The organism is Burkholderia sp. 22313, from assembly GCF_052045245.1.
GTDB lineage: Bacteria > Pseudomonadota > Gammaproteobacteria > Burkholderiales > Burkholderiaceae > Burkholderia.
Genome location: NZ_JBQEON010000010.1, coordinates 47,212 through 65,704, shown reverse-complemented (window position 1 = coordinate 65,704; position 18,493 = coordinate 47,212). Strand labels below are relative to the sequence as shown.

At 68.6% G+C, this 18,493-nt stretch carries 15 protein-coding genes; 7 read left to right on the top strand and 8 right to left on the bottom strand.

Annotation, left to right across the window (positions count from 1 at the left end; all coding sequences use genetic code 11):
- Positions 1 to 50 precede the first annotated feature (50 nt).
- From ACTJKF_RS10745 to ACTJKF_RS10735, 3 genes are all read left to right on the top strand, one after another.
- Complete coding sequence (locus tag ACTJKF_RS10745; protein ID WP_014898956.1) at positions 51 to 239, top strand: 4-oxalocrotonate tautomerase; 189 nt, start codon at positions 51 to 53, stop codon at positions 237 to 239.
- Between the two features lie 105 nt (positions 240 to 344).
- On the top strand, positions 345 to 566 hold the full coding sequence (locus tag ACTJKF_RS10740) for a hypothetical protein (protein ID WP_440623516.1): 222 nt from the start codon (positions 345 to 347) through the stop codon (positions 564 to 566).
- A 159-nt stretch (positions 567 to 725) separates the two neighbouring features.
- Complete coding sequence (locus ACTJKF_RS10735; RefSeq protein WP_440623515.1) at positions 726 to 5,576, top strand: NAD-glutamate dehydrogenase; 4,851 nt, start codon at positions 726 to 728, stop codon at positions 5,574 to 5,576.
- Positions 5,577 to 5,600: 24 nt separating this feature from the next.
- On the opposite strand, the gene ACTJKF_RS10730 is transcribed toward ACTJKF_RS10735, so the two are convergent.
- The 4 genes from ACTJKF_RS10730 to ACTJKF_RS10715 all read right to left on the bottom strand — a co-directional run bounded on the left by ACTJKF_RS10730 (position 5,601) and on the right by ACTJKF_RS10715 (position 10,003).
- Positions 5,601 to 6,467 carry a class I SAM-dependent methyltransferase gene (locus tag ACTJKF_RS10730; protein ID WP_440623608.1) on the bottom strand — a complete coding sequence of 289 codons (867 nt, stop codon included), beginning with the start codon at positions 6,465 to 6,467 and terminating at the stop codon, positions 5,601 to 5,603.
- Between the two features lie 119 nt (positions 6,468 to 6,586).
- Entirely contained in the window at positions 6,587 to 7,420 is an 834-nt protein-coding gene (locus ACTJKF_RS10725) for an arylamine N-acetyltransferase family protein (protein WP_440623514.1), read from the bottom strand.
- Positions 7,421 to 7,544: 124 nt separating this feature from the next.
- Positions 7,545 to 8,237 (bottom strand): hypothetical protein, encoded by a 693-nt coding sequence (locus ACTJKF_RS10720; RefSeq protein ID WP_440623513.1) that lies wholly within the window; start codon positions 8,235 to 8,237, stop codon positions 7,545 to 7,547.
- Between the two features lie 281 nt (positions 8,238 to 8,518).
- On the bottom strand, positions 8,519 to 10,003 hold the full coding sequence (locus tag ACTJKF_RS10715) for an amidase (RefSeq protein WP_440623512.1): 1,485 nt from the start codon (positions 10,001 to 10,003) through the stop codon (positions 8,519 to 8,521).
- 372 nt (positions 10,004 to 10,375) lie between these two features.
- Between ACTJKF_RS10715 and ACTJKF_RS10710 the strand changes: the two genes are divergently transcribed.
- The 4 genes from ACTJKF_RS10710 to ACTJKF_RS10695 all read left to right on the top strand — a co-directional run bounded on the left by ACTJKF_RS10710 (position 10,376) and on the right by ACTJKF_RS10695 (position 14,681).
- Positions 10,376 to 10,810, top strand: coding sequence for a universal stress protein (locus ACTJKF_RS10710; RefSeq protein WP_440623511.1), 435 nt, complete (start codon positions 10,376 to 10,378; stop codon positions 10,808 to 10,810).
- Between the two features lie 647 nt (positions 10,811 to 11,457).
- Positions 11,458 to 11,706: an adhesin gene (locus tag ACTJKF_RS10705; RefSeq protein ID WP_440623510.1), complete on the top strand. Its 249-nt coding sequence runs from the start codon at positions 11,458 to 11,460 to the stop codon at positions 11,704 to 11,706.
- Between the two features lie 349 nt (positions 11,707 to 12,055).
- Entirely contained in the window at positions 12,056 to 13,342 is a 1,287-nt protein-coding gene (locus ACTJKF_RS10700) for an NRAMP family divalent metal transporter (RefSeq protein ID WP_440623509.1), read from the top strand.
- Positions 13,343 to 13,424: 82 nt separating this feature from the next.
- Positions 13,425 to 14,681, top strand: a complete 1,257-nt coding sequence (locus ACTJKF_RS10695) for a DUF2252 family protein (protein ID WP_440623508.1) — start codon at positions 13,425 to 13,427, stop codon at positions 14,679 to 14,681.
- Positions 14,682 to 14,726: 45 nt separating this feature from the next.
- Here the strand turns inward: ACTJKF_RS10695 and ACTJKF_RS10690 are convergent, their stop codons facing one another.
- From ACTJKF_RS10690 to ACTJKF_RS10675, 4 genes are all read right to left on the bottom strand, one after another.
- On the bottom strand, positions 14,727 to 15,128 hold the full coding sequence (locus ACTJKF_RS10690; RefSeq protein WP_440623507.1) for a PPC domain-containing DNA-binding protein: 402 nt from the start codon (positions 15,126 to 15,128) through the stop codon (positions 14,727 to 14,729).
- Between the two features lie 127 nt (positions 15,129 to 15,255).
- A complete protein-coding gene (locus ACTJKF_RS10685; protein WP_440623506.1) occupies positions 15,256 to 16,278 on the bottom strand; it encodes a 2Fe-2S iron-sulfur cluster binding domain-containing protein in 1,023 nt (340 codons plus the stop codon).
- 13 nt (positions 16,279 to 16,291) lie between these two features.
- On the bottom strand, positions 16,292 to 17,959 hold the full coding sequence (gene hcp, locus ACTJKF_RS10680; protein WP_440623505.1) for a hydroxylamine reductase: 1,668 nt from the start codon (positions 17,957 to 17,959) through the stop codon (positions 16,292 to 16,294).
- Between the two features lie 192 nt (positions 17,960 to 18,151).
- Positions 18,152 to 18,379 (bottom strand): DUF3079 domain-containing protein, encoded by a 228-nt coding sequence (locus ACTJKF_RS10675; protein ID WP_440623504.1) that lies wholly within the window; start codon positions 18,377 to 18,379, stop codon positions 18,152 to 18,154.
- Between the last annotated feature and the right edge of the window lie 114 nt (positions 18,380 to 18,493).

Here is an 18,493-nt window from a genome sequence, read left to right as displayed (position 1 = left end):
CGCCGGCGTCCCGACGAACTTCCCCACCCCAACCACCGGAGCATCCAGTCATGCCGACTTTCAATATCCAGTTGTTCGAAGGCCGCACGGTCGAGCAGAAGCGCGCCTTCGTCGAAGCCATCACGCGCGTCACGTGCGAGACGCTCGGCTGCGACCCGGGCTCGGTCGACATCATCCTCGCCGACGTGAAGAAGGAAAACTGGGCGACGGCCGGCAAGCTGTGGAGCGACGAGCGCTGATACCCGCGTCTTCGGCAACTGCCGGACCTGCCGGGCGGTACGCGCTCGAACGACGGTGACACCCGAACCCACGCGACGCGCGACGCGTCGCTCGACGGCGACCGCATGATCGAGGACCAACGTATCGCCGGCACGCTGAACGACATGATCCTGTCGATGGGTACGCAACTGGATCAGTCGCTTCGGCAGGTCGACGAGGCCTGCCCGCGCCACGCGTTCATCGCCTATCGCGAATTCGTGTCGCAAGTCCTGACCACGATGCGGGTCGACTTCATGAACCCGCTGTACGCGCGTCACCCCGACCTGAAGCCGCCGGACCTCGCCTGACCCGCCCGCGCGACGCCAGGACCACGCGTTGCGCGGGCTCCGCTTCCCGCTGCGCCCGTTGTGCGCCCGCACATCGCGCCGTCACGCAACCGGCGCATCAATCGGCGCATAATGCCGAACACACGCAGCAGCCAATGGCCACCCGATCAGGAGACCGCCATGGAAGCGAAGAACGAGGAAGTCGTCGCACACCTGCTCTCCGATGTCGTCGAATTCGCGCGCGGGCGCCTGCCCGAAGCCACGTTCCGGATCGTCGAACCGTTCCTGCGTCATTACTACGATTTCGTCGACGCCGACGATCTGCAGAATCGCAGCATCGCCGATCTCTACGGCGCCGCGATGGCGCACTGGCAGACCGCCCAGAAATTCGTGCCCGGCAGCGAGCGGCTGCGCGTGTACAACCCGATCCTCGAACAGCACGGCTGGCACTCGGACCACACGGTGATCGAGATCGTCAACGACGACATGCCGTTTCTCGTCGACTCGGTGACGATGGCCGTCAACCGCCTCGGGCTCGCGCTGCACTCCGCGCTGCACCCGGTGTTCCGCATCTGGCGCGGCCGCGACGGCAGCATCGAGCGCGTCGAAGCCGGTGGCGCGACGCCCGGCGACAACCAGTCGCAACTCGCGTCGTTCATCCACTTCGAGGTCGACCGCTGCGGCGACGCCGCGCTGCTCGACACACTGCGCGACGACATCGCGCGCGTGCTCGGCGACGTGCGCGCGTCGGTCGAGGACTGGCCGAAGATCGTCGACATCGCACGCGCGACGATCAAGGACATGAAAGCCCGCGAATCGACCGCGGAAGACATCGAGGCGCGCGCGTTCCTCGAATGGATGGCCGCCGATCACTTCACGTTCCTCGGCCAGCGCGACTATTCGCTGGTATCGGACGGCACCGGCTTCGGGCTGCGCGGCGTCGAAGGCTCGGGCGCCGGCCTGCTGCGCGAATCGCTGCGGCCGCCCGGCGCGCCGGACGTGACGCCGCTGCCGCCGGCCGCGGCCGAGATCATCACCGGCCCCTGGCCGATCTTCCTGACCAAGGCGAACTCGCGCGCGACCGTGCACCGGCCCGGCTATCTCGACTACGTCGGCGTGAAACTGGTCGGCGCCGACGGCAAGGTGAGCGGCGAGCGCCGCTTCATCGGGCTCTACACGTCGACCGCGTACATGGTGTCGAGCGCGGAGATCCCGATCGTGCGCCGCAAGTGCGCGAACATCGTGCGGCGCGCGGGCTTCCTGCCGAAGGGGCATCTCGGCAAGTCGCTCGTGACGGTGCTCGAAACCTATCCGCGCGACGAACTGTTCCAGGCCGACGAAGACCAGCTCTACGACATCGCGCTCGGCATCCTGCGCCTGCAGGAACACCAGCGCACGCGCCTGTTCGTGCGGCGCGACCGCTTCGACCGCTTCGTGTCGTGTCTCGCGTTCGTGCCGCGCGACAAGTACAACACCGACCTGCGCCGCCGCATCGCGAAGCTGCTCGTCGACGCGTACAACGGCGTGAACGTCGAATTCACGCCGCTGCTGTCGGAATCGGCGATCGCGCGAATTCATTTCGTCGTCCACGCGGAACCGGGCACGATGCCCGACGTCGACACGCGCGAGCTCGAGACGCGGCTCGTGCAGGTCACGCGCCGCTGGCAGGACGATCTCGCCGACGCGCTGCTCGACGCGTTCGGCGAAGAGCAAGGCAACCGCCTGCTGCAACGCTATGCGGACTCGTTCCCGGCCGGCTATCGCGACGACTATCCGGCGCGCACGGCCGTGCGCGACATCGAGCTGATCGAGCGCGTGAAGGAATCGGGCCAGCTCGCGATGAACCTGTACCGCCCGATCGAGGCCGGGCCGCGCGCGTTCCGCTTCAAGGTCTATCGCGCGGGCGATCCGATCGCGCTGTCGCGCAGCCTGCCGATGCTCGAGCATCTCGGCGTGCGCGTCGACGAGGAGCGGCCGTACCGGATCCAGACGCAGGATGCCGCACATGCGTGGGTGCACGACTTCGGCCTCGAGCTCGCCGACGATACCGAGTTCGACATCGAGCGCGTGAAGGGCCTGTTCGAGGACGCGTTCGACCGGATCTGGAGCGGCCGGATCGAGAACGACGACTTCAACCGCCTCGTGTTGCGCGCGCATCTGAGCGCGCGCGAGGTCACGATCCTGCGCGCCTACGCGAAATACCTGCGGCAGGTCGGCTCGACGTTCAGCGACGCATACATCGAGCGCGCGCTGACCGGCAACCCGGCGATCGCGCGACAGCTCGTCGAGCTGTTCCTGCTGCGCTTCGACCCGGCCACGGGCGGTACGGGCGGCACGCGCGACGTGCAGGCCGAACGCCTGCTGAAGGCGATCGAGACGGCGCTCGACCAGGTGCCGAATCTCGACGAGGACCGGATCCTGCGCCAGTTCCTCGGCGTGATCAACGCGACCGAGCGCACCAACTATTTCCTGCAGGACGCGAACGGCGAATCGAAACCGTACCTGTCGTTCAAGTTCAATCCGGCGAAGGTGCCCGGCTTGCCCGAACCGAAGCCGATGTTCGAGATCTGGGTGTATTCGCCGCGCGTCGAGGGCGTGCACCTGCGCGGCGGGCGCGTCGCACGCGGCGGGCTGCGCTGGTCCGACCGTCGCGAGGATTTCCGCACGGAGGTGCTCGGGCTGATGAAGGCGCAGATGGTGAAGAACGTCGTGATCGTGCCGGTCGGCTCGAAAGGCGGCTTCGTCGTGAAGAACCCGCCGCCGCAGACCGATCGCGAAGCGTGGATGCGCGAAGGCATCGCGTGCTACCAGACCTTCCTGCGCGGGCTGCTCGACCTGACCGACAACCTCGCCGGCAACGCGATCGTGCCGCCGCCCGACGTGGTGCGGCACGACCCCGACGATCCGTACCTCGTCGTCGCGGCCGACAAGGGCACGGCCACCTTCTCCGACTACGCGAATGCGATCTCGCACGAATACGGCTTCTGGCTCGACGACGCGTTCGCGTCCGGCGGCTCGGTCGGCTACGACCACAAGAAAATGGCGATCACCGCGCGCGGCGCGTGGGAGTCGGTGAAGCGGCACTTCCGCGAGATGGGCGTCGATACGCAGACGACCGACTTCACCGTGGTGGGCGTCGGCGACATGTCGGGCGACGTGTTCGGCAACGGGATGCTGCTGTCGCCGCATATCCGGCTCGTCGCGGCGTTCGATCACCGGCACGTGTTCCTCGACCCGAATCCCGACCCGGCGACGAGCTTCGCGGAGCGCCAGCGGATGTTCGCGCTCGAGCGCTCGAGCTGGGCCGACTACGACACGACCGTGATCTCGGCGGGCGGCGGCGTCTATCCGCGCACCGCGAAGACGATTCCGTTGTCGCCGGCCGTGCAGGCCGCGCTCGGCATCGACGCGCACGCGCTGCCGCCGACCGAGCTGATCCGCGCGATCCTGCAGGCGCCGGTCGACCTGCTGTACAACGGCGGCATCGGCACCTACGTGAAGGCCGCGCACGAAACCCACCAGCAGGTCGGCGATCGCGCGAACGACGCGGTGCGCGTGAACGGTGCGGACCTGCGCTGCAAAGTGGTCGGCGAAGGCGGCAACCTCGGCTGCACGCAGTTCGGCCGCATCGAGTTCGCGCAGCGTGGCGGGCGCATCAATACCGACGCGATCGACAACTCGGCCGGCGTCGATTGTTCGGATCACGAAGTCAACATCAAGATCCTGCTCGGGCTCGTCGTCACCGACGGCGAGATGACCGAGAAACAGCGCAACGCGCTGCTCGCGGAAATGACCGACGAAGTCGGGCTGCTCGTGCTGCGCGACAACTACTACCAGACGCAGGCGCTGTCGATCGCCGGCCGCTACGGCGTCGAGCTGCTCGACGCCGAGGCGCGCCTGATGCGCTGGCTCGAACGCGCGGGCCGCCTGAACCGCGTGATCGAGTTCCTGCCGACCGACGACGAGATCGCCGAACGGCAAGCCGCGAAACAGGGCCTCACGTCGCCGGAGCGCGCGGTGCTGCTCGCGTACAGCAAGATGTGGCTGTACGACGCGCTGCTCGACACCGACGTGCCGGAGGATCCGCTCGTCGCCGCGCTGCTGGTCGACTATTTCCCGAAGCCGCTGCAACAGCGCTTCAACGAACCGATGCAGCGCCATCCGCTGCGCCGCGAGATCCTCGCGACGCACCTGACCAACGCGCTCGTCAACCGGGTCGGCTGCGCGTTCGTGCACCGGCTGATGGAGGAAACCGACGCGAAGCCGGGCGACATCGTGCGCGCCTGCATCATGGCGCGCGACGTGTTCGATCTCGATGCGGTGTGGCGCGACATCGACGCGCTCGACAACCGCGTCGCCGACGACGTGCAGGCACGCATGTTCGTCGACGTCGCAGGGCTGCTGGAGCGCGCGGCGCTGTGGTTCCTGCGGCACCTGCAGTCGGGCGCGGTGGCCGACGGCGGCGTCGCCGGATTGATCGCGCGCTGCCGCGACGCGGTGCAGCGCATCGCGCCGCAACTGCCGTCGCTGCTGCCGGCGAGCGACCTCGACGCGCTGTCCGAGCGGCAGCGTGTGCTGGTCGACGCCGGCGTCGACGGCGCACTCGCCGCGCGCGTCGCAAGCGGCGACATCTCGGCCGCGCTGCTCGACATCGCCGAAGTGGCGGCGACCTGCGACCGCAGCCTCGAACTCGTCGCGGGCGTGTACTTCTCGCTCGGCACGCTGCTGAACTACGGGTGGATCGGCGAGCGTGCGGCCTCGCTGCCCACGCCGACGCACTGGGACATGCTGGCGCGCGCGGCCGCCCTCGCGGAAGTCGCTCGGCTCAAGCGCACGCTCGCGACCAGCGCACTCGCGGAATCGGCCGATTCGACGGCACCGGAGACGATCGTCCACGCGTGGCGCGAGCGGCGCGAAGCGGCGCTGCAGCGCTACGAGCACCTGCTCGCCGACCTGCGCGCGTCGGGCGGCGCGAGCCTCGCGGTGCTGCTCGTGGTCGTGCGCGAGATGGCCGTGCTGGAGCGCGCGTGATGCGTGGCCGGTGTGACCCCGGCGTCACACCGTCGCGACCAGCAACTCTTCGGCGTTGTTCGGCGGACGCAGGCCGTCGGTGCGATCGATGAAATAGCGGCGCGTGAGCGCCGCGGCCGACACGTGCTCGGCCTGCGTAAAGCCCGCTTCCGTCGCCAGCGCGCGGATCTCCGCCGGCATGAAGAAGCTGAGGAACGGCGTGCCGCTCGCGCGTGCGCCCTTCGCGGCCATTTCCAGCCCCGGACGCACGTCCGGATCGGCATGCTCGAGCGGCAGCAGGAACGTCATCGCGAAGGTCGAACCCGGCGCGAGCGACGCGACTTCGCGCAGTGCCGCCGCGTTCGCTTCGCGCGTCAGGTACATGCTGACGCCGGTAGACACCACGATCGCCGGTTTGCCCGCCTCGAAGCCCGCGCGCACGAGCGCGTCGCGCCACGACTGCTTCGCCTCGAAATCGACCGGCACGAAGCGCAGCCAGTCCGGCACGCCGAAACCGAGCTCGGTCAAGCGGCGGCGCTTCCACGCCTGCGGTACGGGCGGGTCGACCTCGAAGACGGTCAGGCGCGCCGCCATCTCGGGCCGTCGCTGCACGAAGCTGTCGAGACCCGCGCCGAGGATCACGTACTGGCTCACGCCCCGCGCGACCTGCTCGACGACGAGATCCTCGATGAAGCGCGCCCGCGCGACGATCGATGCGCGAAACGGCCGCGTGAACTCCGGATCCATGTCGCCGCGCTGCTGCCAGCCGGGTTCCGGCGCGAGCAGCTGCCGGCCGACTTCGTCGGCGAGCACGTGCGGCGGCGCATCGAGTTCGACGTGCAGCGCACGCCACAGCGCGACGCGCGCGGCAGTGCTGTCGGGGGCGTCCTGATCCTGGCGGTCATCGGTCATCGTCATGCCCTCACATGCTGGAAAAATGGCGAAAGTCCATCGGGTACCGGAATCGGCGGCGCGGCGCGCGGCAGACGTCGACGCGCGACCCTACCGCCGCACGGCCGCTTGCACTGCCGTCACATCGTGTTCGCCCGCGCGGCCACCCGCGCGAACAGCGCGTCGAGATCGAAGCCGGCCGTATCGATGCCGATCGTGTCGCGCAGGCATGCGCCCCACGCGGCCGCGTCGTCGAACGTGACGGTGCGCCCGGCGCCCGCCGCGTCGCGCAGTGTCAGCACGGTGTTGAACAATGCCGCGCGGCCCTCCGGCAGCACGCGGCACGCGATCAGGTCGTTCACGAAGATCGAGTCGGGATAGGTCGACGTGAACCAGTTCGCGGCGTCGTAATCGATCCACTCGGCCGGTTTCAGCGAAAACCGGTAGGTGGTCTGCCAGCCGTCGGGAATCTCGAACTGCATGTCGAATTCGCCGTCGACCGGCGCGTCGACGACGCGAAACGCGCCGTGCGGCGTCAGTTGCCGCTCGCCCGGCACGAAGCGCAGCGGTGCGGTGAGCGTCGCGCTGCCGAAGCCGATGTCGGCGAGCCACGCCGCGCCGTCGAGATCGATGCGCAGCAGCATGTGCGTCTGCGCGGTGACGACGTCGGGCGGCCGCATCCAGCGCACGCGCGCGATCAGCGGCGTCACGCGAAAACCGATCGTCGTGAGCGCGGTGTAGAAGAGCTTGTTGAGTTCGAAGCAGTAGCCGCCGCGGTGGTGCCCGATCACCTTGTCGACGATCGCGGGCAGGTCGAGCGCGACGCGCGCGCCGGTCAGCGGATTGAGGTTTTCGAACGGGATCGCCTGCGGGTGCAGCCGATGCAGCCGGCGCAGCACGTCGAGCGACGGCTCGGCCGGGCCGTCGTAGCCGATGCGGGCGAAGTAGCGCGGGAGGTCGAACGAGTCAGTCATGAACCGGCACCGGGAACGGGAGACACGCCACGATAGCATCGAGCGAAATCCCCATGTTGCCCGGGGCTATCCCGAAGGTCCGCGCGCGCGGCCGGCACCGCCGTCGCGCGCGGGTCCGGCGGCGTTACGGCAGCAGCTTCAGCGCGGACGACGCGACCGACGGCACCGCAATGCCCTGGCTCGTCGCGAACTGCACGGCCTGGCTGAGCGTGGACGTGAGCGACTGCAGCTGGCCCGGCGCGCTTTGCGCGATATACGACGCCGCCTGCATGTTCTGCGGATTCAGGCCCGCCTGCAGCAGCGACGCGGCACTCGTCGAACCGAGGCTGCCGAGCCCCGACTGCAGCTGCGAGTATTGCGTGAGGCCCTGGCCGAGCGACGCCAGACCGTTGCTGAATGCCTGCTTGTCGACCGGGCCGCGCGCCGCGCCGCCGCTCGCGAACGCCTGGCCGAGCGCCTGCGACACCGACTGCTGCGCGCCGCCCATCTGCGACAGCGCGGCCGGCGTCAATGCATTGCCGCCGCCGAGCAGGCTGGCGGCCTGCTGCGCCTGGCCGGCCGCGCCGGTCAGCCCCATCGCCGACGCGAGCGACGACTGGCCGGTCAGCACCTGCTGGTTCGCGCCGACGTAGGCTTGCATCAGTTGCGCGATGCCGCCCTGCGCGGGCGCGGCCTGTTGCTGCCCGCCGCCGAGCAGCGCCGAGCCGATCGACTGCAGGTCGAGCTGCGCATGCGCGGACCCGTTCACGCCCAGCAGGATGCCGAATGCGATGCCTGCCGATGCCAGGTGCTTGCCCGTCGCGCGAATGTGCTTCATGTGTTTGCCTCGTGCCCGAATTATTGAGGCCGTTATTGTCGAAGCGCGTCGCACGCCGCCGCAACGACTGAAACACATCGAAACGAAATCGCACGCGGCGGTCGCTTGCAATTCCGCCGCCGCGTCACGTCACCGCGCGCATTCCGCCGCGTTTGCCGCGCGATGTCAGGTGCGCATCGGGATTCGTTCCTTTGCCGCATCAATATCGTTGGCGTCGGATTTCCGGCATCGACGCCGCGCGCGGCGCCCCCGCACCCTGTGCCAGGCAGTCAGGCAGCGGGTCAGGCCGCCATCCACGCCGGGAGCCGCTGGCCGACCCAGTCGGCCGCCCGCTCGTAACCGCGCGCGAGCTGAAGCACCGCGAGATCCGCACGCGGCCGGCCGATCAGCTGCAGCCCCATCGGCAGCCCCGCGCCGTTGAAGCCGACCGGCACGCTGATCACCGGGCAGCCGGCGAGCGTCCACGGCACGACCGTTTCCATCCAGCGGTGGTAGGTGTCCATCGTGCGGCCCGCGATTTCCTTCGGCCAGCGCTGCTCGACGTCGAACGGGAACACCTGCGCGGTCGGCGCCGCGATGAAGTCGTAGCGATCGAAGAAGCTCAGCACGGCCTGGTGCCACGCGGTGCGCTCGATGCTCGCGTCGAACACCTCGGCAGCCGGCATCGCGAGCAGCCCTTCGACCTCGTAGATCGCCTCGGGCTTCAGCAACGCGCGCCGGGCCGGATCGCGATAGTGCGCGAGCAGCCCGCCGCCGGACAGCAGGTGCCGATGCGCGAGCCACAGACGCCAGATCCGCTCGGGCGCGAACGCCGGTAGCGCGGCATCGACGTCGCAGCCGATCTCGCGCAGCGTCGCGAGGCCCTTTTCGCACTGCGCGAGCACGCCCGGCTCGGTCGCGAGGTAGCCGTTCCAGTCGCCGACCCACGCGATGCGCTCGCCGCGCAGATCCTTGTCGAGCGGCTTCGCGAACACGGCCGGATCTTCCGCGAGCGACAGCGGATCGTTCGGGTCGTAGCCCGCCTGGATCGCGAGCAGCTGCGCGACGTCGCCGACCGTGCGGCCCATCGGCCCCTCGATGCCGAGCTGCTGCATGAACACGTCGACGCCCGGCCAGCGCGGCACGCGGCCCTGCGACGGACGAAAACCGTAGATGTTGCAGAACGCGGCCGGATTGCGCAGCGAGCCGCCGAAATCGCTGCCGTCGGCGACCGGCAGCATGCGCGATGCGAGCGCCGCCGCGGTGCCGCCGCTGCTGCCGCCCGCGCTCTTCGTCAGGTCGTACGGATTGCGCGTCGCGCCGTGGACTTCATTGAACGTGTGCGAGCCGAGGCCGAACTCCGGCGTGTTGGTCTTGCCGATGAAGATCGCGCCGGCTGCCCGCATCCGCCCGACGCCGACCGAATCGGCCTGCGGCACGTTATCGCGGAAGATCGGCGAGCCGTAGGTCGTCCGCAGCCCTTTCGTCATCGCGAGATCCTTCGGCGCCTGCGGCATCCCGTGCAGCCAGCCGTGATACTCGCCACGGGCCAGCGCGGCGTCCTTTTCCGCGGCTTCGGCAAGCAGCGTCGCGCGATCGCGCAGCGAGACCAGCGCGTTCACCGCGCCGTTCACGCGCTCGATGTGATCGAGATACGCACGCATCGTCTCGACGCACGAGACCGCCTGGCTGCGGATCGCCGACGCGAGCTCGCCGGCCGACAGGCGGACGATCGGGTCGACGGTGATGGAAGCGGGAGCGAGAGGCTGCGGGGCGCCGTGCGGCATGCGAGGTCTCCTGGAATCGGAATGGAATGGCGGGCCGCGTGGTGGCGGCGCTCATCGTCCGTCCCGAATCGCCTGGAAAGCCTGGAACGCCCGGGAGGAGGCCGCGCCGCGGCCGTTGCCCTACTCTACGCGACGCCGGATCGCCGACCTTCGATATTTTTCGCCGCGATTCATTGAGGATCCGACTGAATCGGCGAGGCTGCGCCGCCGGGCCGGTTGGTGAAAACGTTTATGCGCATAAACTTAAATTTCTTATATTTCTAATAGACGCGGTGGACGTTGACGCCATTTTTACGCGGCCGCCCGATCTCTTTAGGTCGTGCGACCAGGCCGCGCGCTACGCTGGAAGCCTCTCGATTCCGGAGCATCCTCATGCTCAAGCTGCTGGTTCCGGTCGGTCATTCGCCCCGCTCGCTGCAGGCGGTCCGCCACGCGATCTTCCTGTATCGCGAGCGTTGCGCGTCGGAAATCGTGCTGATCAACGTCCAGCCGCCGCTCGAAGCGACGCGGCTCGAGGCGTTTCATTCGCTGTCGCGGCTGCGCTCGATCGAGGACCGGTTCGCGTGCGACGATCTGGCGCTCGCCGAGCGGATGCTGCGGGAAGCCGAGGTCCGATACAGCATCGTGAAGAAGGTCGGGCCGGTGGCCGACACGATCGCGGCGGTGGCGGCCGAGACGGGCTGCGACGAAATCGTCGTGGTCGCGCCGCGGCACGATCCGTTTCACACGATGCTGTCGATGTTCCGCCGCAGCATGATGGGCCGGCTCGTGCGGATTGCGAATGTGCCGGTGACGACCGTACGGTAAGCAGCCGCGTCACCGTCGCGTGGTGCGGCCGCGCGCCGGAAACCTCGATGTGCGCCAGCCCGGCGAAGTCGTCACGGACCCGCTTCGGCGGATCGTTTCATTCGGGTCGATTCAAGGCCGCCGCATGCCACGCACGAACGCCGCGAGGCGCATACGTGCGCGTGCGGGTTCGCGCACCGCCGACATCCTTACTTGACGACCTTGCGCACGAAGACGAGATACGTCGCCAACGAAGACGCGCCCAGCAGGATTACCCACAACGGCGCCATGCTGATCAGAACGGAAGAGACGTCAAGCATTTGGATTCCTCACTATGTCGATAGCGATGTTCAACACGTACCTGCTGCGTTCGGAACCACTGCGCCCATCGCTTGCCGCGCATCGCGTTCCGTTAAAACATGCATCCATGCTATCGCTTTGAATGCCGGTGCGACCGTCCCGTCCTGCCCGCACCCTGACATTCGTCAAACTCGCGTCAATCACGCGCCTGACCGGCCATCTGCGCGCCGATCTTCCGGTTCGGGCGACGTCTAAAAGGGGACGCGATCACTCGGGCGAACGCCATTTCAGCAGACGTTTACCGGGGGAAGCCCCAAGTGCTTCGCGAAACCGGTCCGCGTTACGCTTGAGCGACGAGGAGACACACCATGAGACGAGTCGTACACATCGCTTTTTTCGCGCTGCTGGCCTACCTGATCGGCGATCGGGCGCTGCTGCACGCACAAGGCCGCGACGCCAGCCCGATGGCATGCTCGCAAGGCGCCGAACAGGTGAAATACGACGCGCTCGGCAAGGGCTTCGGCAGCGCCGCTGCCGAGAGCCAGAGCGAGGCATACATGTCCGGCTGCCTCGTGACCGGGCGCGGCAATCAGGATGTCGCGATGGCCGCGCGCTGAGGTCGAACGGGCAGCGCGTCGGTTGCGCTGTCGTCGCGGGCCTGCCGGTAGCGGCAACACGCCATCCATGCTGCGCTAGACACGGCCGATGAGCGGCCGCCGCGCCGCGTCACGCATGTTCTTGCCATGGCGGCAGGCGTGTCTCGCGCGACAGCGTCCAACGCTGCCGCCTCCTGCCGCGCCCATGCGCGGGCACATCGTCGCACCCTGCCGTATCCCCGGTTTTCCACACGTCGGCCTGGCGGGCTTTCCGGCGACCCTTCGTGCCCCAATCAGCCGATCGTGCCCGGCACAGCCATCCCAGGCACGCCAATTGCGACTCGACTGCCCCTCCCAACGGGTCGCGATCATGAACGACAACGAGTCCCTCGATTCCGTGCAGCCTCGGGCGCATGCGGCAACGTGGCTGCGGCGCCTCGGGCCGGGCCTGATTACCGGTGCCGCCGACGACGATCCGTCCGGAATCGGCACGTACTCGCAGGCCGGTGCGCAGTTCGGGTTCGAGCTGCTCTGGTCGCTGCTGCTGACCTACCCGCTGATGACGGCCATCCAGCTGGTCAGCGCGCGCATCGGCCGCGTGACGGGCAAGGGGCTCGCGTCGAACATGCGCAAGCACTATCCGCCCTGGCTGCTCCATGCCACCGTCGTGCTGCTGATCGTCGCGAACGTGATCAACATCGCAGCCGACCTGTCGGCGATGGGTGCGGCGGTCAACCTGCTGCTGCACGGCCCGCAGGAAGGCTATGTCGTCTGCCTCGGCGGCCTGTCGGCCGTGCTGCAGATCTTCGTGCCGTACGACCGCTACGCCCGCCTGCTCAAATGGACCGCGCTGGCCCTGCTCGCCTATGTCGCGGTGGCGCTGATCGTGCCCGTCCCGTGGGGCGAGGTCGGCCGCGCGATCGTGCTGCCGCATGTCCAGCTGAGCACCGCTTACCTGACCACCGTGATCGCCGTGCTCGGCACCACGATCAGCCCTTATCTGTTCTTCTGGCAAGCGTCGCAGGAAGTCGAGGAGCTGCGCGCGGCGCCGACCCAGGGACCGCTGCGACGCGTGCCGCAGCAGGCGCCCGCGCAGTTGCGCCGGATCAGCTTCGATACCTGGGTCGGGATGGGCGTATCGAACGTCATTGCATTTTTCATCACGCTGACGGCAGCGGCCACGCTCAATCTGCACCACATCGACGTCAAGACGTCGGCGGATGCCGCGCGGGCGCTCGAACCCATTGCCGGGCACTTTGCCTACCTGTTGTTCGCGCTCGGGATCATCGGCACCGGCCTGCTGGCGTTGCCGGTCCTCGCGGGATCGGCAGCGTATGCGGCCGCGGGCACCCTCCGCTGGCGCAACAGTCTCGCGCTGCGGCTGGGCGTCGCGCCCGAGTTCTATGCGGTCATCGCACTGGCGATCATCGGCGGCGTGGCAATCACGTTCATGCATTTCGACCCGATCCGCGCGCTCTACTGGAGCGCGGTCATCAACGGCGTGACGGCCGTCCCGATCATGGTCGTGATGATGCTGATGGCCGGCAGCACGCGCATCATGGGCGAATTCGCCGTCACGGGCTGGCTCGCATGGGGCGGCTGGCTCGCGACGCTCGCGATGGCGATCGCGGCGCTGGGCGTGTTCGTGCCGGGGTGAGCCGCACCACCCTGCCGGCGCTCCACCCCGCGGGATAGACCGGCCGCGCGAAGACCGGCCGCGCGCCGGGAACCCGTGCCGCATGAAGGAAGGAAAACGTATCGTGGCAAAGCAGCAAGCAGAATCGGCACGGTTGCCAACCAGCGACCAGCGTGCGCATCTTCTCGCGCTCCTTCGCAGCCGCAAGATGGCGCGCTCGATCCACACCTATACGCGCGGCAGCGCCGAACGTTTCTACGCGTGGCTGGCGGACCATCGCTCCGGAACCCTGCCCGACGGCCCCGCCGTATGGATCGGCGGCGATTGCCATCTCGGCAACCTGGGGCCCGTCGCGTCGAAAACGGGCGAAGTCGCCGTGCAAATACGCGATCTCGACCAGAGCGTGATCGGCAACCCCGTTCACGACGTGCTGCGCCTCGGCTTCTCGCTCGCGACCGCGGCGCGCAGCTCCGATCTGCCCGGCGTCATCACGTGGCGGATGATCGAAGCGCTCATCGACGGCTACGAACACGCGTTCGACCGCCGGCACCGCGACGCCGTCAGCCGCATGCAGCGCCCGAAGGCGGTCGAAATCGCGATGAAGGCGGCCCTGCATCGGTCCTGGCGCAAGCTCGAGCGGCAGACGATCCGCAACATCACGCCGCACATTCCGCTGGGCAAGCGCTTCTGGCCACTGTCGGAACGGGAGCGCGACGCGATCCACGCGCTGTTCGAATCCGCGTCGGTTTCCCCGGTTAGGGCGGCGCTCAGCCGCGCGGCACGCAGCGACGCCAGCATGAAGGTGCTCGACGCCGCCTATTGGGTCAAGGGCTGCAGCTCGCTCGGCCGGCGCCGCTTCGCGGTCATGCTCGATATCGACGACGCGTGTTCCGATGGACATCCGCCCTGCCTGATCGACATCAAGGAGGCCACGACGGCCAAGGCGCCGAAGCATCCCGGCGTGCGGATGCCGCGCGACCCCGCCCAACGGGTGCTCGAAGGCGCGCGGCACGTCTCGCCGATGCTCGGCAGCCGGATGTGCGCGGCACGCATCGACGGGCGCCCGGTCGTCATACGCGAACTGATGCCGCAGGATCTGAAGCTGGATGCGGAACGGCTGTCGGAAGCCAATGCGGTCGAAGCCGCACGGTATCTTGCGCGGGTGATCGGCCGCGCGCATGCCGCACAGATGGACAGCGCGACGCAACGCGCATGGCGCGCGGAACTGCGTCGTCAACGCCCGAAGACCGTCGACGCACCTTCATGGCTGTGGCGCAGCATCATCGAACTGATGGCCGCGCACGAAGAGGCGTATCTCGAACATTGCCGGCGCCACGTGCTCGGCAAGACAGTGCGCTGACGCGCCGCCGGACACCCCGTCGTTCCCCGCGGGCAGCGCGCGCGATCAGCGTGCCGCCGCGCGAATCACCAGCTCGTTGAAGCCGGTGCCCGCATCGGGCTCACGCGAGAAACGATGCGCGGGCAACAGCACGAGCAGGATCTCGGCAGTCGTGCGCACCACGCAGCCGCTCGCGACGTGCCCGCCCGCTACGCGGCCCTGCGCGTCGGATACCGACATATGCAGGTGCGCGCCGTCCGGCGAGACCGAGCCGGCCAGCGTCAGGATCTCGAGGTCGCCGCGCAGTTCGGCCGGCGCGTCGACGCCGGCAAAGCGCAACTGCGCGACGTTCAGGCTGCCGATGCCCTGAATGACGAATGCCGCTTGCGCATCGAGCCGGCGCAACGCCTGCTCGACCGACGCGCGCAGATCGTCGCCGGGGGAAAGGCGCAGAGGATGGGCTTGCATGGTCGATCACCTGCTGGTTGGCGTGGATGTCGATCAAGCGTACGTTCGACCCGGCGATCCGGCAAGCGATCGTCGGTCGGATGAAACGCCGCGCGTGCGTCACTGCACACGCGCGGCGTGGGCATCATCACGCGGTAAACCGCTCGCTCGCGAACTGCGCGTCCGGTACGCCGGCCGCGACGGCCACTTCCCGCGCGCCCTCCACGAGTGGCGGCGGCCCGCACACGTAGAGATCCGGCATTACCGCCGTCTGCGCCAGCGCCGCGCGCAACGCATCGACCGGCGTCCCGCGGAACCCGGCCCATTCCGCGCCCGGCCGCCACACGCACGGATCGACCCGCAATTGCGGCAACTCGCCCTGCAACCGAGCCAGTTCGTCGAGCATGAACAGTTCGCTTTCCTCATTGACGCCGAAGAACAGCCGCGCGTCGCCGATCTCCTGATACTCGGCCATGCGCCGCAGCATCGACAGGATCGGCGCGAGCCCGGTGCCGCCCGCGACGAACCAGCGCGGCCGCAGGCTGTCCGCGAACAGGCCGAACCCGCCCATCGGCACGCGCACGGTCAGCGGATCGCCGGGCCGCGCGCGCTCGCGCAGATAGGTCGAGAACCAGCCACCCGGCCGCAGCCGGATCAGGAATTCCAGGCGGCCGTCCCAGTTGCTCGTGTTCGCGAGCGAATACGGCCGGCGCAGGCCGCTGCCCGGCACCTCCAGTTCCGCGAACTGGCCGGCCTCGAACTCGGCCGCCGCGCCGAACGCATCGTCGGGCTCGATCTGCAGCTCGACGCGCAGCGTGTCGCGCGCGATCGCATCGAGCGCCGCGATGCGCGCGGTACGCACGGGCACCGGCTGCAACAGCACCTTGGTGCGGTCGTACGGCGCGGCGATCCGCAGATCGCCGAGCGGCGTCGTCCGGCACAGCAGCACCGCGCGCGGCTGACCGGCCGGCAACGCGTCGGCGCTGTGCGCCTCCATCGCGTACGGGCCGTCGACGACGGTCGCCTGGCATGCGCCGCAGCTCCCGCGCCGGCATTGCGACGGCAGCGTGATGTCGGCCTGCGCGGCCGCCGCGAGCACGTCCTGGCCGGGCTCGCAGTCGAAGCCGAACGGCTCGCCGTCACGCGTCGCGATCTCGATTCGATAGTTCATCGAACCATCCCGCTCACGCGGCCTTGCGAGTCAGCGCCGCAGCCAGATCGGCACCGGCCTCGCCGATCGGCTGGATCCCGAACTGCTCGACCAGCACCGCGAGCACGCCCGGCGTGATGAACGCCGGCAGCGTCGGCCCGAGGCGGATGTTGCGGATGCCGAGCGCGAGCAGCGTCAGCAGCACGGCCGCCGCCTTCTGCTCGAACCACGAGATGACGAGCGACAGCGGCAGATCGTTCACGCCGCACTCGAACGCGTCGGCAAGCGCGGTCGCGATCCGGATCGCCGAATAGCTGTCGTTGCACTGCCCGACGTCGAGCAGACGCGGAATGCCGCCGATGTCGCCGAACGCGTGCCGGTTGAACCGGTACTTGTTGCAGCCGAGCGTCATCACGACCGTATCGTCAGGGGCCTGTTCCGCGAACTCGGTGTAGTAGTTGCGCCCCGGCGCCGCGCCGTCGCAGCCGCCGATCAGGAAGAAATGGCGGATCTGTCCGGCCTTCACCGCGTCGATCACCTTGTCCGCGACGCCCAGCACCGCATGACGGCCGAACCCGACGGTGATCGTCTCCTCCGGCGCGGTGGCTGGGAAACCGGGCAGTGCCTGCGCGGCGCGGATCAGCGTCGAGAAATCGTGATGGTCGAGATGGCGCACGCCCGGCCAGCCGACCGGCCCGGTCGTGAAGATCCGCTGCCGGTATTGCGGCAGCGGCTCGATGATGCAGTTGGACGTCATCAGGATCGGCCCGGGGAAACGCGCGAAGTCGCTCTGCTGGTCCTGCCACGCGCCGCCGTAGTTGCCGACCAGATGCGGATAGGCCTTGAGCGCCGGATACGCATGAGCCGGCAGCATTTCGCCGTGCGTGTAGACGTGAATGCCGGTGCCCGCCGTCTGTTCGAGCAACGCGTGCAGATCGCCGAGATCGTGGCCCGACACGAGGATCGACTTGCCCGCCACCGGCGACACGCGCACGGCGCTCGGCTGCTGCGCGCCGAAGCGGCCGGTGTTCGCGCTGTCGAGCAGTTCCATCACCGTCAGGTTCAGCCGGCCGAGATCGAGCGCCTGCGCGAGCAGCGCGTCGACGTCGTCGGGTTCGCGTGCGAGAAACACGAGCGCGGCTTCGACGCCCTCGTAGATGTCGTCGCGTTCGTAGCCGAGCACCTTCGCATGATGCGCATACGCGCATACGCCCTTCAGGCCATACAGCACCAGCGCACGCAGCCCGATGATATCCGCGCCCACCGTGTCGCGGCCCGCTTCGATGCCGACGGTCGCCGCCTGCTTCAGCAGGCCGGCGAGATCGTCCGCCGGCTGCCACTGGGCCGGGCCATGCTGGATCGGCACGGCCGTGCCGGCGGCCCGTGCACGGGCGTCGCACGTGGCCTTCACGCGATCGCGCGTCTGCGCCGCCTCGCGCAGCAGCGCGACGAAGCGCGCCGCATGGAAGTTCACGTTGGTCAGCGTGGTAAACATCGCGTACAGCACGAACCGGTCGGCTTCGCGGTCGGGCTCGCCCAGCGTGCGCGCGATCGCGCCGTACTGCGCGATGCCCTTCACCGCGTGAATCAGCAGATCCTGCAGATCGGCCGTCGTCTCGTCCTTGCCGCAGTTGCCCTTCGCCGATGCACAGCCGGGCCGTGCGCCGGTCCGGTCGGTCTGTTCGCATTGATAGCAAAACACGGTGCTCTCCTTTCTCGATCATGGGGGCGCGGGTCGGCACTCACGGCGGCGGGAATCGTGTTCCGGGCCGCCGGGCATCCCGCCCGCTTCAAGATGCGTGTCTTATGCATCTTTTTCATGATGTTTCGGCGCACCGTTTGCCGCCGTGACGCAGATCAAGAAATCGCGGTCATGCGGTGGGACAACTTGTCGCTACGACGATTCGCCGGCCGGCGCCGCGACTTGCCTTTCGCTTTCGTCGTCCGGGGCTTCGATGCCCCAGTCGCCGTGGCGATACCAGTCGTCGCCGAGCAGTTCGCACGGGTGCTGGGTGCGGCTGGAGCCGTTGCCGCAACGCATCGCATGCGTCGGGCAGTAGTTGTCGCATCCCCAGCAGATCCGCTCCGGATGCGGGGGATGCAGCGGAAATTTCCTGGCCATCGTTCGTCGTCCTCGGTTTCGTTGTGCACGCTACCGTTCGACTCTAGTCCCCGCGGCGCACGCTGCCGATGCGACATTCGTTCGCAGCGGCGACCGCTTGCCCCAACGATTGCC